15 protein-coding genes and 1 riboswitch are annotated in these 16,864 nt (G+C 61.4%); of the genes, 3 read left to right on the top strand and 12 right to left on the bottom strand.

From position 1 onward, the window contains the following. Positions 1-9: 9 nt before the first annotated feature. A complete protein-coding gene (gene polA / locus ACQ4WM_RS18010) occupies positions 10-2,766 on the bottom strand; it encodes a DNA polymerase I (protein ID WP_436548027.1) in 2,757 nt (918 codons plus the stop codon). Positions 2,767-3,047: 281 nt separating this feature from the next. On the opposite strand from polA, the gene ACQ4WM_RS18005 reads away from it, so the two are divergent. From ACQ4WM_RS18005 to ACQ4WM_RS17995, 3 genes are all read left to right on the top strand, one after another. Beyond that, the gene (locus ACQ4WM_RS18005; RefSeq protein ID WP_436548026.1) at positions 3,048-3,446 is read left to right on the top strand and encodes a hypothetical protein; all 399 of its coding nucleotides are present in this window, start codon (positions 3,048-3,050) and stop codon (positions 3,444-3,446) included. An 82-nt stretch (positions 3,447-3,528) separates the two neighbouring features. Then, positions 3,529-4,485 carry a homoserine kinase gene (locus ACQ4WM_RS18000; protein WP_436548025.1) on the top strand — a complete coding sequence of 319 codons (957 nt, stop codon included), beginning with the start codon at positions 3,529-3,531 and terminating at the stop codon, positions 4,483-4,485. Between the two features lie 4 nt (positions 4,486-4,489). After that, on the top strand, positions 4,490-5,275 hold the full coding sequence (locus ACQ4WM_RS17995) for a BPSS1780 family membrane protein (protein ID WP_436548024.1): 786 nt from the start codon (positions 4,490-4,492) through the stop codon (positions 5,273-5,275). Positions 5,276-5,347: 72 nt separating this feature from the next. On the opposite strand, the gene ACQ4WM_RS17990 is transcribed toward ACQ4WM_RS17995, so the two are convergent. From ACQ4WM_RS17990 to ACQ4WM_RS17940, 11 genes are all read right to left on the bottom strand, one after another. Then, on the bottom strand, positions 5,348-7,660 hold the full coding sequence (locus tag ACQ4WM_RS17990; protein WP_436548023.1) for a UvrD-helicase domain-containing protein: 2,313 nt from the start codon (positions 7,658-7,660) through the stop codon (positions 5,348-5,350). An 80-nt stretch (positions 7,661-7,740) separates the two neighbouring features. Beyond that, positions 7,741-8,307: a hypothetical protein gene (locus tag ACQ4WM_RS17985; protein WP_436548022.1), complete on the bottom strand. Its 567-nt coding sequence runs from the start codon at positions 8,305-8,307 to the stop codon at positions 7,741-7,743. A gap of 141 nt (positions 8,308-8,448) precedes the next feature. Continuing rightward, positions 8,449-9,081 (bottom strand): ANTAR domain-containing response regulator, encoded by a 633-nt coding sequence (locus ACQ4WM_RS17980; RefSeq protein WP_436548021.1) that lies wholly within the window; start codon positions 9,079-9,081, stop codon positions 8,449-8,451. Between the two features lie 109 nt (positions 9,082-9,190). Beyond that, on the bottom strand, positions 9,191-9,802 hold the full coding sequence (gene thiE, locus ACQ4WM_RS17975) for a thiamine phosphate synthase (RefSeq protein ID WP_436548020.1): 612 nt from the start codon (positions 9,800-9,802) through the stop codon (positions 9,191-9,193). Positions 9,803-9,811: 9 nt separating this feature from the next. After that, entirely contained in the window at positions 9,812-10,624 is an 813-nt protein-coding gene (gene thiD / locus ACQ4WM_RS17970) for a bifunctional hydroxymethylpyrimidine kinase/phosphomethylpyrimidine kinase (protein ID WP_436548019.1), read from the bottom strand. Then, on the bottom strand, positions 10,621-11,415 hold the full coding sequence (locus tag ACQ4WM_RS17965; protein WP_436548018.1) for a thiazole synthase: 795 nt from the start codon (positions 11,413-11,415) through the stop codon (positions 10,621-10,623). The genes thiD and ACQ4WM_RS17965 overlap by 4 nt, the downstream gene beginning before the upstream one ends. A gap of 18 nt (positions 11,416-11,433) precedes the next feature. Beyond that, positions 11,434-11,637: a sulfur carrier protein ThiS gene (gene thiS, locus ACQ4WM_RS17960; protein WP_308923850.1), complete on the bottom strand. Its 204-nt coding sequence runs from the start codon at positions 11,635-11,637 to the stop codon at positions 11,434-11,436. Positions 11,638-11,648: 11 nt separating this feature from the next. Continuing rightward, positions 11,649-13,562 (bottom strand): phosphomethylpyrimidine synthase ThiC, encoded by a 1,914-nt coding sequence (gene thiC, locus ACQ4WM_RS17955; RefSeq protein WP_436548017.1) that lies wholly within the window; start codon positions 13,560-13,562, stop codon positions 11,649-11,651. Between the two features lie 79 nt (positions 13,563-13,641). Beyond that, positions 13,642-13,754: riboswitch (TPP riboswitch) on the bottom strand. Between the two features lie 58 nt (positions 13,755-13,812). Further along, positions 13,813-14,067, bottom strand: a complete 255-nt coding sequence (locus ACQ4WM_RS17950) for a hypothetical protein (protein ID WP_436548016.1) — start codon at positions 14,065-14,067, stop codon at positions 13,813-13,815. A gap of 38 nt (positions 14,068-14,105) precedes the next feature. Next, the gene (locus ACQ4WM_RS17945) at positions 14,106-14,912 is read right to left on the bottom strand and encodes a response regulator (protein WP_436548015.1); all 807 of its coding nucleotides are present in this window, start codon (positions 14,910-14,912) and stop codon (positions 14,106-14,108) included. Positions 14,913-14,935: 23 nt separating this feature from the next. After that, on the bottom strand, positions 14,936-16,840 hold the full coding sequence (locus tag ACQ4WM_RS17940; protein ID WP_436548014.1) for a hybrid sensor histidine kinase/response regulator: 1,905 nt from the start codon (positions 16,838-16,840) through the stop codon (positions 14,936-14,938). Positions 16,841-16,864: the final 24 nt, after the last annotated feature.

The raw sequence follows: 16,864 nt of genomic DNA, 5'->3' as shown, positions 1-16,864 counted from the left end.
TTTGACAGCTTAATGCGCTTCATCCCAATTCTTGCCGACGCCCACTTCTGCCGTCAGCGGTACTTTCAGCTGGGCCACGCCAGCCATCAGCTCGGGCAGCCTGCGCTTGACCAGTTCCAGTTCGGCGTCAGGCACTTCCAGCACCAGCTCATCGTGCACCTGCATGATCATCTTCGTTTGCAGGTTGTCCTGCTCCAGCCAGTCCTGCACCGCGATCATGGCCAGCTTGATCAGGTCGGCTGCCGTGCCTTGCATTGGGGCATTGATCGCCGCCCGTTCGGCGCCCTGGCGGCGCGGGCCGTTCGGCGAATTGATTTCCGGCAGCCACAGGCGGCGGCCAAACACGGTTTCCACATAGCCGCGCGCCTTGGCTTGCTGGCGCGTGTGTTCCATATACTGTTTCACGCCTGAAAAACGCGCGAAATAGCGGTCGATATAACTTTGCGCGGCCGCGCGGTCGACGCCCAAATTGCCCGCCAGGCCAAACGCGCTCATGCCATAGATCAGGCCAAAATTGATCACCTTGGCATAGCGACGCTGCTCGCTTTGCACTTCGCCAGCCGCCACGCCGAAGATTTCGGCCGCCGTGGCGCGGTGAATGTCGATGCCGTCGGCAAAGGCGCGCAGCATCGCTTCGTCGCCCGAAATATGCGCCATGATGCGCAATTCAATCTGCGAATAGTCGGCCGAAACGATGCTGCTGCCCGGCGGCGCAATAAACGCTTCGCGGATGCGGCGCCCCTCGGCGCTGCGGATAGGAATATTCTGCAAGTTCGGATCGTTCGACGCCAGGCGCCCGGTGACGGCCACCGCCTGCGCATAATTGGTATGCACGCGGCCGGTAGTGGCGTTGATCATCTTCGGCAATTTGTCGGTATAGGTCGATTTCAGCTTGGCCATGCCGCGGTATTCCAGCAGCACTTTCGGCAACGGATAATCTTCGGCCAGCTTTTGCAATACTTCCTCGTCGGTGGACGGCGCGCCGGTCGGGGTTTTCTTGATGACGGGCAGTTTCAGTTTTTCAAAAAAGATCTCGCCGATCTGCTTGGGCGAACCGAGGTTGAACGGCTGCTCGGCGAGTTCATAGGCCTTCTTTTCCAGTTCCAGGATTTTCACGGCCAGCTCGGCCGACTGCACATTGAGCAGCGCGTCATCGATCAACACGCCGTTGCGCTCGATCTTTTGCAGCACCTGCGCCGTCGGCAGCTCGATCTTTTCGTAGATAAAGGTCAGCTTTTCATCGTTGGCCACATTGCCCCAGATAGCGTTATGCAGGCGCAAGGTGATATCGGCATCCTCGGCCGCGTAGCGGGCTGCCTGCCCCACTTCCACCTGGTTGAAGGTGATCTGTTTGGCGCCCTTGCCGCACACGTCTTCGAACGGTATCGTCGTGTAGTTCAGGTGGCGCAGGGCCATGCCATCCATGTCATGTTTCTTGTGCGACTCGAACACATACGATTCGAGCAGGGTGTCGTGCACGATGCCGCGCAACATCACGCCGTGATTGGCAAAGATATGGCTGTCGTATTTGAGGTTCTGGCCCAGCTTGGGTTTGCTGGCGTCTTCCAGCCAAGGCCGCAGTTTATCGAGCACATGCTCACGCGACAATTGGTCCGGCGCGCCCGCATAATCGTGCGCCAGCGGAATATAGCAGGCCGCGTGCTCGGCCACGGACAAGGAAATGCCGACCATCTGCGCCGTCATCGGTTCGAGCGAGGTGGTTTCCGTATCGACGGCCGTCAGCGGCGCGGCATCGATCAGCGCAATCCATTTGTCCAGCTGCGCATCGGTCAGCACGGTTTCATACACGGCCTCGGGTGCTGGTACAGCGTCGGCAAACATGTCACCGGTGGTATTGGCCAGGGCAGCGGCGGCAGGTGCGCCCACCGGCGACATCGGCGGCGGCGCGCCACCGAGTTCGCGCAGCAGCGCCTTGAAACCGTAGCGGTTGAAGAAGGCCAGCAGCGCCTCGCGGTCTTCATGTTTTGCCACCAGCGATTCGGCGATCGTCGTCATGTGTGCGGACAGATCGCAGTCGGTCTTGACCGTGATCAGGGCGCGCGCCTGCGGCAGCCACGGCAGCGCCGTACGCAGGTTTTCGCCAACGGCGCCGCCAATATTGGCCGCGTTTTCCATCACGCCTTCCAGGCTGTCGTACAGGGTCAGCCATTTGACGGCCGTCTTCGGTCCGCACTTCGATACGCCCGGCACGTTGTCGACGGTATCGCCGATCAGGGACAGGTAATCGATAATGCGGTTCGGTGGCACGCCAAACTTGGCCAGCACGGCCGGCTCGTCGAGTTTTTCGTTGCTCATGGTATTGATCAAGGTTACCTGGCTGTTGACCAGCTGCGCCAGGTCTTTGTCGCCGGTCGACACCACCACGTTCATGCCGGCCGCTGCCGCCTGCACGGCCAGGGTGCCGATCACGTCATCGGCTTCCACGCCATCAACCATCAAAATCGGCCAGCCCATGGCTTTCACGGCTTCATGGATCGGTTCGATCTGCAAACGCAGATCGTCCGGCATCGACGCGCGCGTCGCCTTGTATTCCGGATACATATCGTCGCGGAAGGTCTTGCCCTTGGCATCGAACACGCAGGCGATATAGGCGGCCGGGTAATCGGCGCGCAGGCGGCGCAGCATATTGACCATGCCGTGCATGGCGCCGGTAGGGTAGCCGTCCGGGCTGCGCAGGTCGGGCAGCGCGTGGAAGGCGCGATAAAGGTAACTGGAACCGTCGACTAACAGCAGGGTGTTTTGCATAATGCCAATAAAATAAGGTGAGCCGCGCCTGCCAGAGGAAAACATGGGCCAGGCGGGTGGAATATCGTCCAATTATCGCAGAGTTTATGGGCGCGCAACCTTGCGCACGCAGCGCTGTTTTTGCCCGCCTGGCCGGGCGTGCCGGCGCGCCCGGCTATTTCTCTGCATTTAAAACAGCATCGCTTACCAGTTTGTTACAATGCCCCATAGATAACAACGGCTTATTGACAGCCTGTACACTGCAGCGTCACGCCGCAGTCACACTTGGAAGCGACCCCATCATGATGCCTACCTCCACCTTCTGGCGACTTCTGGCACTGCCTGTGCTGGCCGTGTCCGCGCTTGCCGGCGCCCAGACTCCACCGAAACCCAGCGATGCGCCACCGCAGCTGGAACGAATCGAAGAAATGGGCGAAGCGCCCATTACCGTCACGCCAGCGGCGCCAGCCCAGCAGGTCACGGAAAAACGCGAGAACGGCGTCACCTCGGAAGTGAAAGTCACCTCGGGTGGCAGTACCTATTACATGAAGCCGGGCGCCGGCAGCGACCAGGCACACAGCAACACCCTGCGCGGCCCGCAATGGAAGGTGATGGAATTTGACTTGGGCAAGAAAAAACAGAAACAGCGTGACGAGGAAGCAGCCGACGATGTGCCGGCGCCACCACCGCCAGCCAAGTAAGCAACCACTCTTGCACTGCCCTGCCCCGGCCGCCTGCGGGGCAGCCGGCTTTTTTTGACCTTTTTGATCTCACTTCTTTCCCATGGCAGTTTTTACCGCGCTAGACCTGGACGATATCGGCCAGTGGATCACGCAATTCCCACTCGGCAAGCCTCTGGCGCTCAAAGGCATCGCTTCCGGTATTGAAAACAGCAATTTTTTCCTCAGCACCGAGCGCGGCGAGCATGTGCTGACGATCTTTGAAAACCTGAGCTTCGAGCAATTGCCGTTCTATCTGAAGCTGATGCGCCACCTGGCCGAGCGCGGCGTGCTGGTACCGGCGCCGATTCCGAACGCCGACGGTGAACTGGTGACAGCACTGCAAGGCAAACCGGCGGCCATCGTCAGCAAGCTCGACGGCAGTTCGCAGATGGCGCCGCAGCCCGTGCATTGCGCGGCCGTTGGCGCCATGCTGGCCAAAATGCACCTGGCGGCACAGGATTTCACGCTGCAGCAACCGAATTTGCGTGGCCTGGACTGGTGGAACGCGACCACGCCGCTGGTCTTGCCCCATCTGGACGAAGCCAACGCGCATCTGCTGCGCGCGGAGATCCATTTCCAGGATGCCTTTGCCGCCTGCGCCACGTATAAAGCCTTGCCGCGCGGCCCAGTGCATGCCGACCTGTTCCGCAACAACGTGATGTTCGACGGCGAACAGCTGACAGGCTTTTTCGATTTTTACTTTGCCGGCTGCGATACCTGGCTATTCGACGTGGCCGTCACCGTCAACGACTGGTGCATCAACCTCGATACTGGCAAGCTCGACGCCGAGCGCGTACGCGCCCTGCTGGACGCCTACCAGGCCGTGCGCCCGTTTACCACCGAAGAACACACGGCCTGGCAGCCGCTGCTGCGCGCAGCCGCGCTGCGTTTCTGGCTGTCGCGCCTGTACGATTACTACCAGCCGCGCGCAGCCGAAATGCTGACGCCCCACGATCCCACGCATTTTGAACGCATCTTGCGCGAACGCATCGCTACACCTGCACCGGAACTGTTTTAAGAACATGGAAAAATTACCTGCAAGCACAGGCTGGCACTGGGTGAAACAAGGCTTCGGCCTGTTTATCAAGCAACCGGGCGGCCTGTCGATGCTGTTTCTCGGCTATATGGTATGCATGCTGCTGGTGAGCATCATTCCCCTGCTGGGCCAATTGCTGCCCGTCATACTGGTGCCGATCTTCTCGGTCGCCTTTGTCCAGGCGTGCCTGAATATCGACCACGGCAAGCGCGTCTTGCCCAACTTGCTGCTGTCGGGCTTTCGCAAGCCGGCCCTGCCGGTGCTGCTCGGCCTGGGCGTGTTGTATCTCATCATGGCCATCGTCGCCATCGGCGCCTCGTCACTGGTCGACGGCGGGACCCTGTGGCAACTGGTGACCGGCCAGCTCAATCCGCAAACCTCGCCCGAGGTGATACGCGAATCGAATATCGGCTCGGCCATTTTGCTGACCATCGCCATGTATATCCCGGCCGCGATGGCCTTCTGCTTTGCCGCGCCACTGATCTACTGGAAACATGTCAGCCTGGGCAAGGCGCTGTTCTTCAGCTTTTTCGCCGTCTGGCGCTCGCTGTCGTCCTTTGTCGTGTTTGCCTCGACCTGGTTCGCCATCAGCATCGTCACCAGCCAGCTGCTGTTCATGATCGTCGGCCGCACGCCAATGGCGATGCAGCTGATGATGCCGCTGTCGATGATACTGACCGTGATCATGCACTGCTCGTTCTATGCGGCGTACCGCCAGATATTCGGCGTGCCGGCAGATAGCAGCAAGACGGTGTCGCTGGACAAGGTTTAACCCACCGGCAACCGCCGGGGTCGGACCCTCCCTCAGGGTCTGACCCCAGCATTTGCTTTCAGGGTTAAAACTTCACCTTCCCAACCGCTCCAGCTTGGCAATCCCCAGATCCAGCACCTTCATGCCATGCTGGCCGAAGTTGATCTGGGCGCGCGCATTGCCGCCGCCGCCTTCGATATTGACAATCACGCCTTCGCCGAACTTGGCGTGGGCCACCGATTCGCCGATGCGCCAGCCGCCACCGGGTGACTTTTGTGCGATCTTCTGCGCAATCGCATTGTCCGAACCCAGGCTGCCGACCGTGCGCGGCGCTTCGTCCCAGGCCGACTTGCGGTTGCCGAACCAGTTGGCCTGCACTTTCGGTGACAGCCATTTCAATGCTTCTTCCGGCAGTTCGTCGAAGAAGCGCGACTTCATGTTGTAACGGGTCTGGCCGTGCAGCATGCGCGTCTGCGAAAAGCTCATGTACAGCCGCTTGCGCGCGCGCGTGATCGCCACGTACATCAGGCGCCGCTCTTCCTCCACGCCATTGTCTTCCTTGGAACTGCTTTCGTGCGGGAACAGGCCTTCTTCCAGGCCGGTAATAAACACGTTGTCGAATTCCAGGCCCTTGGCCGAGTGTACCGTCATCATCTGCAGCGCATCCTGGCCCGCCTGCGCCTGGTTGTCGCCGGCTTCCAGCGAAGCATGCGACAGGAAGGCCGACAGCGGCGACATCACGGCCGGCAGCGGCGCGTCGGCGTCCAGGATCTCGATGCCATCCTGGCTGACCAACGGTGCGCCCGATTGCGCTTGGGCCGCTGGCCCCAGGTGAGCTGGCGCAGCCTGGCCGAAACCTTCTTCGGACACGAACTGGGTGGCGGCGCTGACCATCTGTTCCAGATTCTCGATACGGTCGGCGCCTTCTTTTTCGTTCTGGTAGTGCTGCAGCAAGGTACTCGCTTCAAGCACCACGCGCACCATTTCCGGCAATGACAATTGCTGGGTTTCGAAGCGCACGCCCTCGATCAGCTTGACGAAGCCGGCCAGGCTGCTGCCCGCCTTGCCGGCCACATACGGTACCGACGCATACAGCGAAATGCCATACTGCTCGGAAGCGGCCTGCAATTGTTCGATCGAGCGCATGCCGATGCCGCGCGTGGGGAAGTTCACCACGCGCAAGAAGGCCGAATCGTTGTGCGGGTTGTCCATCAGTTGCAGGTAAGCGATCGCATGCTTGACCTCGGCGCGCTGGAAGTAGCGCTGGCCGCCATATACGTGGTAGGGAATCGCGGCCGAAAACAGCGCGTGTTCGATCACGCGCGACTGCGCGTTCGAGCGGTACAGAATCGCAATCTCGCTGCGCGAAGCGCCTTCGGCGATCAGGCTTTTCGCTTCCTCGATGATCCACTGTGCTTCCTGCAGGTCGGAACTGGCTTCATACACGCGCACCTGCTCGCCATGGCCGGCGTCGGTGCGCAAATTCTTGCCCAGACGCTTGCTGTTGTTGGCGATCAGCACGTTGGCGCTATCGAGGATATGGCCGTGCGAGCGGTAGTTCTGCTCCAGCTTGATCAGGTTTTTCACCTGGAACTCGTGCTCGAAGGCGCTCATGTTGCCGACGTTGGCGCCACGGAAGGCATAGATGCTCTGGTCATCGTCGCCGACGGCAAACAGCGCGCCGCCCTCGCGGCTGCCGTGGCCAGCCAGCAATTTCAACCAGTTGTATTGCAGATTATTCGTATCCTGGAATTCGTCCACCAGGATATGGCGGAAACGCGCCTGGTAATGCTCGCGCAGCGGCTGGTTGCGGCTCAGCAGTTCATAGGTGCGCAGCAGCAGTTCGGCAAAATCGACCACCCCTTCGCGCTGGCACTGGTCGTCATACAGCTGGTACAGCTCGACCATCTTGCGCTCGTGCGCATCGTACGCTTCCACGTCCTTGGCGCGCAGCCCCTGGTCCTTGGCGTTGTTGATAAAGTACATCACCGTCTTCGGCGGAAACTTTTCATCATCAATATTGTTTGCTTTGAGCAAACGCTTGATCACCGACAGCTGATCCTGCGAGTCGAGGATCTGGAAGGTCTGCGGCAAGGCCGCATCGCGATGATGCGTGCGCAGCAAGCGGTTGCACAGGCCGTGGAAAGTGCCGATCCACATGCCGCGCGTATTGATAGGCAACATGGCCGACAAACGCGTCAGCATTTCCTTGGCGGCTTTATTGGTAAACGTCACGGCCAGGATGCCCGGTGGCGACACCTGCTGGGTCTGGATCAACCAGGCGATGCGGGTAGTCAGCACGCGGGTCTTGCCCGAGCCGGCGCCGGCCAGTATCAGGGCATGCTGGGCTGGCAAAGTGACGGCGGCCAGTTGTTCGGGATTGAGGTTGTGAAGAAGATTTTGCATCCCGTGATTATACCGACACCGGGCTGTCGCGCCGCAATCTACTGTGGATTTGTCCAGTTCTTGTGCGGCGCGGCCCCGCGTCAGCCGGCCCGTACCGGTTTTGCCTTGCCGGTACGCAAAGCCTCATCGATCACACCGCGCGTGGCGCATTCGGCGTCCTTGCTGGCGCGCCCCTGGCGCTCGCCCAGTTCGCCCATGCGCTTGCCCAGGCTGTCCATTGGCTTGGCGGCCTGCTCCATCTGGCGCGCTTTCGCATCCAGGGTGGCCTCGCTGGCGCCCTGGCGGCCCTGCTCGCCCATCTCGTGGCCCAGCTTGCCCATCTGCTTGCCATGCCCATCCATCTGCTGGCCCAGCGCCGACATTTCCTGGCCCAGCGTTTGCACCGGTTTCCAGGCAGCCCCGGCACGCTCCAGCAAGACGGGGTCTTCGATCACATACGACTTGCCATGGTCACGGAACCACAGGAAGGGTCCCTGGCTGGTGCGCTTTAGACGGTCCAGTTCCTCGTTATCGGAGCCACTGCCATACGTGGAAATGGCGCCATGCTTGCCTTGCACCAAGGTAAATGGCTCACCGGCAGCAGCGATGGCGTTGAAGGACAGGATGGTGCCGGCAAGGGCCAGGCACAGACGGGATCGGATCGACATGGTGTACTCGCTAGTGTCAAAGTTGGGAGCCTGACTGTAGCGCGATGGCGTGCACACGGCATGGACCATGCGATGGACGGCAGAAAACGGGGAATGAACGGCGCACCGGCCGGTGCGCCGCCGGGAAGAATGACTTGATGCTTATTTGATGACCTTGGCGCGGTTCAGGAAAGCGCCGTGCAAGCCGTTCAGGGTTTCTTCGGCCAGCAGCAGCTGGCTGGCGATTTCATTGATCTTGCGGCGACTGGAGCGGGCATGGTCGCGCAGCACTTCGAAGGCAGTATTGCGGTCGGTCTGGAACTTGCCCATCAGCAAACCCACGGCCAGGCTGGTTTCGCGGCCGGCAGCCAGCGCCGCGTTCAGGTTCAGCTCGGTGCGGCGCAACTGGCGGATATCGTCGGCGCGCGCCAGGCCCGCCTCAAAGGCGGGCATCAGGCGACCTTCGTCGACCGGCTTGACGACATAGCCGACGGCGCCATAGGCGGCCGCCTGCTTGCCCGACTCGCTGTCGCCGCTGCCGGACAGGAACATGAACGGTACGGCAGTTTCCGCGTGCAGGCGCTTGGCCAGTTCCAGGCCGGACATGCCCGGCATATGGATGTCGAGCAGGGCCAGGTCAGGCTCGCGCTTGGCGATCAGTTGCAGGGCAGCTTCGGCGGAACTGGCCAGTGCCGTTTCGTAGCCTGCATGGCGCAATATCTCACCAAAAAACTCCAGCAGCAGCTGGTCATCGTCAACGATCATGATAAGGCGTTTGGCGGCTGGCTGATTCATGGACAAGAAAACCTCGGTCATATAATAAAAGATGAACTTATTATAAGCCGATTACTGCGCGACACCAGTCCCCATTTGACCCGCTTGTGACCCGCTTTTTCCTCTGGCGTCAGCTACTGAACAGCGCGTTGAATCGGCGTACCGCCGTCGCGACATCGTCTGCCAGGTAGACGCTGCTGATGACCGCCACCAGGTCGGCGCCACGCGTCACCAAAGGCGCAGCGTTGTCTGGCGTCATGCCGCCGATTACCACGCACGGCAAGGTGATCTCGCGTCTGGCCCGCAGCACGATGTCGGGGTCGGTGGTGACCGGGTATTGCTTGACCAGCGACGGATAAAAGCCACCAAACGCCATATAGCTGGCGCCGCCAAGCTGCGCCTGGTGCGCCAGCCGCAGATCGCCATAGCACGACGCGCCCACCAGTTTTTGCTTGCCCAGCCGCGCGCGGGCCTCGGCTACCGACATATCCGTGCCGCCCACATGCACGCCATCGGCATCGAGCGCCTCGCACAGGTCAATAAAATCGTTGACGATGAAAGGCACGCCGTATTTGCGCGCCAGCCCCAGCAAAGCGCCCGCCTGTTCGCGCCGCAATGCAGCGTCTGCACTCTTGTGGCGGTATTGCAGCAAGGCCACGCCTTCCTGCAAAGCCTGCTCCGTTACTTCCAGCAAATGCTCGGTGTCATCCCAGTTCGGAGTGACCAGATACAGTCCACGCATGGAGTTTCCTTATAAAGTGGTGAGCCGCTGCGGCATCAGCTGGCCCGGTGCGACCGCATAAGCCTGCGCCAGGGCCGCATGGCAATACGCTTGCGCCGCCGCCAGCGCATCGGGCATGACCTGCCCCAGCGCCAGCTGCGCGGCGATGGCGGCGGCCAGGGTACAACCGCTGCCGTGAAATTCACCAGGCAGGCGCGGCCATTGCCATTCCAGCGCCTGGCCTGCCGCACCGAACCAGCGATTGACGACGCTGCTGCCCTCGCCATGGCCACCCGTAAGCAGCACATTGCGGCAGCCGCGCGCCAGCAAAATCGCTGCCTGGCCGGCCGCATCGGTGCTACCGGTGAGGCGTATGACCTCCGGTTCGTTCGGTACTATCACGGTAGTCACCGGCAACAGCGGCGCCAGCGCCGGCACCGCGTCATCACTGCCCAGTACATCACCATGGCCGCTGGCCAGCACGGGATCGAGCACGACAGGAAGATGCGGCTGGCTGCGCCGCAGCTGCACGATCACCCGGGCAATCGCTGCCGCATTGGCCGCGCTGCCCGGGATGCCGATTTTTACGGCATGAATCGCCATCTTGTCCGTCAAGGCTTGCGCCTGGCGCAGCAACAGCGCCGCGTCGACCGGCTGCACCTCGAATACGCGGTCGTTATCCTGCACCGTCAGCGCGGTAATGACGGGCAGCGCATGCGCGCCCTGCGCGGCAACGGCCAGGATATCGGCCGCGATGCCGGCCCCGCCGGACGGATCGAGCCCGGCAAACACCAGCACGCTGGGGCGCCGAGTGCCGATGGTGGCGACGGTGGCGATGTTCACGCCAGCCTGCCCGCCATCGGCGAGGACGGCGAAGCGGCGAATTTTTTCGGCATGCGGCCAGCCAAAAACGCCTCGCGCCCGGCCCGCACGGCCAGCTTCATCGCATGCGCCATGCGCACCGGATCGCGCGCGCCGGCAATCGCCGTGTTCATCAATACGCCGTCGCAGCCGAGTTCCATGGCAATCGCCGCGTCCGATGCCGTGCCGACACCGGCATCGACCAGCACCGGCACCCTGGCCTGGTCGATAATCAGCGACAAATTCCACGGGTTCAAAATGCCCATGCCCGAGCCGATCAGGGAGGCCAGCGGCATGATGGCCACGCAGCCGATCTCTTCCAGGATGCGCGCCTGGATCGGATCGTCGCTGCAATACACCATCACGTCGAAGCCATCCTTGACCAGCTGTTCGGCCGCAATCAGCGTTTCCGGCATATGCGGGAACAGGGTTTTCTCATCGCCCAGCACTTCCAGTTTCACCAGATTGCGGCCACCGAGCAGTTCGCGCGCCAGTTGCAAGGTGTAGACGGCGTCTTTTGCCGTATAACAGCCGGCCGTGTTCGGCAATATCGTGTATTGGTCGGGCGGCAGCACATCGAGCAGGCTCGGGGCGTTCCGGTCCTGGCCGATATTGACGCGGCGGATCGCCACCGTGATGATCTGCGCTTCGGCCGCATCGGTGGCGGCCCGCGTTTGCGGCAAATCCTTGTATTTGCCGCTGCCCACCAGCAGGCGCGAAGCATAGGTTTTTCCAGCAATGGTCAATACATCGTTGTTTGTTTCGGTATGCATAGGTATTCCTTGTTATGTTCAGCCGCCGCCGATGGCGCGCACGATGTCCACTTTGTCGTCTGCCTGCAGCACATGCGCAGGCCAGTTTTTCCGCTGCACCACCGAGCGATTGACGGCCAGCGCCAGCGCCTGGCCTTGCAGTGACAGCGCCTCGATCAGCTGGTCCAGCGTGTGATGGGGCGGCACCTGGTGCGGCGCGCCGTTGAGCATGATGGGGATCATGGCGCCCTCCTTCAAACCTTGCGGTACAGTTCGGCGCCGTTTTTGATGAACTCGATCGCCTTGACTGCCATGCCCTGCCTGACGGCACTCTCTTCCGGGATGCCGATGCCGGCCGCGTATTCGCGCACTTCCTGGGTGATCTTCATCGAGCAGAAATGCGGGCCGCACATCGAACAGAAATGCGCCACCTTGGCCGAATCCTTAGGCAAGGTTTCATCGTGGAATTCGCGCGCCTTGTCCGGGTCCAGGCCGATATTGAATTGGTCGTCCCAGCGGAATTCGAAACGCGCCTTGGACAGGGCGTTGTCGCGGATCTGCGCGCCCGGATGACCCTTGGCCAGGTCGGCCGCATGCGCGGCAATTTTATAGGTGATGATGCCGTCTTTTACGTCCGCCTTGTTGGGCAGACCCAGGTGCTCCTTCGGCGTCACGTAGCACAGCATGGCCGTGCCATACCAGCCGATCATGGCCGCACCGATGCCCGAGGTGATATGGTCGTAGCCGGGCGCGATATCGGTGGTCAAAGGTCCCAGCGTATAGAACGGCGCTTCGCCGCACTGCTCCAGCTGCAGGTCCATGTTTTCCTTGATCAGTTGCATCGGCACATGGCCGGGGCCTTCGATCATTACCTGCACATCGTGCTTCCAGGCGATCTGCGTCAGTTCGCCAAGAGTTTTGAGTTCGCCCAGTTGCGCCTCGTCGTTGGCGTCATAAATGGAACCGGGGCGCAAGCCGTCGCCGAGCGAGAACGACACGTCATATGCCTTCATGATCTCGCAGATCTCTTCGAAATGGGTGTACAGGAACGATTCCTGGTGATGCGCCAGGCACCACTTGGCCATGATCGAGCCGCCGCGCGAGACGATACCGGTCAGCCGTTTGGCCGTCAGCGGCACATAGCGCAGCAGCACGCCGGCGTGGATGGTGAAGTAGTCAACGCCCTGCTCGGCCTGCTCGATCAGGGTGTCGCGGAAGATTTCCCAAGTTAAATCCTCGGCCTTGCCGTTGACTTTCTCCAGCGCCTGGTAGATCGGCACGGTACCGATCGGCACCGGGCTGTTGCGGATAATCCATTCGCGCGTTTCATGGATATGCTTGCCGGTCGACAGATCCATCACATTGTCGCCGCCCCAGCGGATGGCCCAGGTCATCTTTTCCACTTCCTCGCCGATCGACGAGGTCACGGCCGAGTTGCCGATATTGGCGTTGATTTTCACCAGGAAATTGCGGCCGATAATCATCGGTTCGACTTCCGGATGGTTGATATTGGCGGGGATAATGGCGCGGCCACGGGCGATTTCCTCGCGCACGAATTCGGCCGTGATCTCGGCAGGAATGCTGGCGCCGAACGACTGTCCCGGATGCTGGCGTCCCATCATTTCTGCCATGCGCTCGCCCATGGGGCCGGATGCCTTCAGCTCTTCCAGGTATTGCTGGCGGCGCATGTTTTCGCGGATGGCAACGAATTCCATTTCCGGCGTGATGATGCCTTGCCGCGCGTAATGCATCTGCGTGACGTTCTTGCCGGCCAGTGCGCGGCGCGGCTTGCGGTGCAAGTTGAAGCGCAGCTCGGCCAGTTTCGGGTCGGCAAGGCGGGCGATGCCGTAGTCCGAGCTCGGGCCGGGCAGCTCTTCGGTGTCGGCGCGTTCCAGTATCCATGGCAGGCGCGGCGTATCGAGGCCCGAGCGGATATCGATGGCGACGTCCGGGTCGGTGTACGGGCCGGACGTGTCGTAGACGTAGATGGGCGGATTTTTTTCGCCGCCGAACGACGCCTCCGTGTCGGACTGGCTGATGGCGCGCATCGGCACGCGGATGTCAGGCCGGCTGCCCTGCACATAAATCTTGCGTGAATTGGGCAGCGGCGCGATCGCGGCCTGGTCGACCGTGGCGGTGGCGGAAAGAAATGTCGGATTGGCGTTCATTTTGGCTCCTTGGCTAGCTTGTGATAAGCCTGGAGCCAGCTAAGGAGATTCGGCTGCGCGCACGCGGAAAATGCGAGGTGCGTTCATCCTAAAGCTTCCCTTCGCTGGCATTATCCAGATCAGGTTCGGAGGGTATTTCTCACCCGCATCTCACCGTGTTGCCACGGCGAGGCAGGACCCCTAGCGTTTGCCGCCTTGCGGCAGCGGAGCAATTATACGCGTTTCAGGCCGCGCGGCCAGCTGTGTTCAGTTATTTCTTCTTGCCCCAGCGCCACTGCGGCGGCTCGCCCTTCCACCAGCAGATGCCAACCAGCAAGACGAAGACGACCATTTCGTAGGCGATATAGGCGGCCAGCAGCTGATTTGGAGGAAACAGCACCACGCCGCAAGCGAGCAGCGCCAGCGCGCCGATGAACACTGCCCAGCCCTGCCAGACGATGGGCAAGCCCCAGCCGTAACCGTAGGTCTTGGCGGGGAACCAGTAGGAAGGCGATTTGTCGGTCATGATTTCTCTCGGACGATGCGAACAGCCGCCAGTATAAATCAGCTTTTTTGCTGGCGCGCCGTAATATCGAGCCCGATCCCGCGATAGCCGACAAACCGGCTGCCATGGTCGAACATCGGTTCGCCGCTGACCTGCAGGTATTGCGTGCTGCCGTCCGCATTCTGGCGGCTGTAGATAAAATCGAGGAACGGTTCGCGGGCAGCGATTTTTTCGTCGAGCAGGGCACGTTCGGTGGCGTTCCAGCGCTGCGGTTCATCTTCGCTGCCGATGCCCAACATTTCGGCCACGGGGCCGGAAAAGCGCGTCAGGTTGCCATCGGCGTCCTGTTCCCAGTACCAGTCCGACGACAGTTCGGTAAAGCGCTGGAAGCGCGCTTCGCTCTCGCGCAGTTCCGCCGTGCGTTCCTGCACCGCTTGTTCGAGCGACTTGTTGTAGTCGGCCAGCTTCTGGTACAGCAAGCGCACTTCCAGCATATTGTGGATGCGGGTTTTGACTTCCACCAGGTCAAACGGCTTGGCGACGAAATCCTTGGCGCCGGCCTGCAGCGCGCGCAGCTTGTGGCCGGGCTGGGCGGTGATCACCAGTACCGGCAGGTAGCTGCCCGCTTCGATATCGCGCAAGCCTTCCATCACTTCGAAGCCATCCATTTCCGGCATCTGCAAGTCGAGCAGGATCAGGTCGTAGCGGTGCTGCTGGTGCAGCGCGCGCACCGCCTGCGGGTCCATGGTGGAGGTAATGCGGGTATAGCCCGCGTTGCGCAGCACCTGCTCCAGCAGCATCACATTGGCTTCCTGGTCGTCGACGATCAGTATGCTGGCGTTCAATATCTCGGTGGCTTGTAACATGGCGGTAGTCCTGGTAGTTTTGTTTAGCGTACTGCGGTGTAGTCATCGGCCAGGCCATGCCTGGCCGCATGGTGCAGCGCCACGTCGAGCGCATCCATGAATTCGACAACCTTGATCGGTTTGGTCAGATAGCGGAAAAAGCCCGCCTCCAGCCCTTTTTCTATATCGCGCGGCACGGCGTTGGCCGACAGCGCCATCACCGGGATATGGCTGGTCAGCGGATCGTCGTGCAGGATGCGCAGCGCGCCAAAGCCGCTGATGCCGGGCAGGTTGATGTCCATCAGGATCACGTCGGGCTGGCAGGTGCGCGCCAGGTCGATGCCCAGGTGGGCATCGATGGCCGTCAGCAGTTTCAAATCGCTGCGGCGCGCGATCAGTTGCTCGACCAGCGCCAGGTTGGCCGGGTTGTCTTCCACGTACAGCAAGGTGCGCTGGGTATCGGAGTTTTCCTGCACCACCGGCAGCACTTCTCCTTCGCCCAGCACCAGCTGCGGCGCACGCGAGGCCTTGAATTCGACCCAGAAAGTGGTGCCGACACCGACCGTGCTGTCCACGCCGATCTTGCCTTTCATCAGCTCGACCAGCTGCTTGGTGACCACCAGACCGATGCCGGTGCCCTCTTCCTGGCTGTTCTCCTGGCCCAGGCGGTTGAAAGGCTGGAACAGATGCGCCATCTGTTTCGCATCGAGGCCGGCGCCGCTGTCGGTCACACTGACGCGCACGCAGTCGCTGCGCTGGCTGCAAACGACCTGCACACTGCCGCCGCTCTGGTTGTACTTGATGGCATTCGACAACAGGTTGATCATGATCTGCTTCACGCGGGTGCGATCGGCATGGATGAAGAACGCCGCGCCGCAGCGCGGGAAATGCATGCTGATGCCGCGCTTTTGCGCCTGCGGCGCGATCATCGCCTCGCAATCTTGCAGTACGTCGAGCAGCGACATCGCCTCTTCAGACATGGTCACCTTGCCCGATTCGATCATCGCCAGGTCGAGAATTTCGTTAATCAGACGCAGCAGATACCAGCCTCCCTTGAGTATCTGGTCGAGCGAGCGCTGCTGGGGCTGGGTCGGTGGCGGCACGTCGGACGCCATCAGTTGGGCGAAGCCCAGCACGGCGTTCAAGGGCGTGCGCAATTCATGGCTCATGCTGGACAAGAATTCGGACTTGGCAAGGTTGGCTTTTTCGGCCACCTGGCGCGCTTTTTCCAGCTCGGCATTATTGGTTTCGATCAGCGAACGCGTATAGGCCTGCTGCTCCTGCAAGCGCTTGTCGAGCATGGCCTGCTCGGCCTCGACCCGCTTGCGCGCGGTGTTGTCGGTGCCGATCAGCAGGTAGCCGATGACCTTGTTCTGCGCGTCGCGCAAGGCCGTCACCGAGACGATGGCGGGAAAGCGGCTGCCATCCTTGCGGATATACGTCAGCTCATAAATGTCTTCGATGCCGCGCTTGGCCTTGAACACCAGCGCTTCGACGCCCGGCGTGATGGGCGTGTCGAGCTCGGTGCTCAGGGCTTGAGCGCGGGCGACGATTTCCTGCGCGTCGGAAATACTGGCGGGGGTCAGCTTGTCGACTACCTCATGCGCCGCATAACCAAGCATGCGTTCGGCACCGACATTGAAGATCTGGATGACACCCTGGGCATCGGTGGCGATGCTGGAAAAATTGGCGCTGTTGAAAATGGCGTCCTGCAGGGCGCCGGCCTTGAGCAGCTGGCGCGGCAGGCCTGCAGCCAGCGTACGCTGGTAAAGCGCGGCCAGCAGCACCAGCAGCAAGACCACCAGGGCGCCGATCAGGCTGGCGGTATCGGAGCCGCCGCGCCAGGCCAGCGCGGCGATCGCCAGCAGCACGATGGCGCTGAAAGAAAACGCCAGCGCGACAGGCCAGCGCGATGGCAGGCCGGCGGAGCTTTTTTTAACTGTTTGCATGAGATGGTCCGATCAGTACAAGGT

Origin of the sequence: Janthinobacterium longum, assembly GCF_051380735.1 — a bacterium.
GTDB lineage: Bacteria > Pseudomonadota > Gammaproteobacteria > Burkholderiales > Burkholderiaceae_D > Janthinobacterium.
This window is presented reverse-complemented; position numbering and strand designations above follow the sequence as displayed.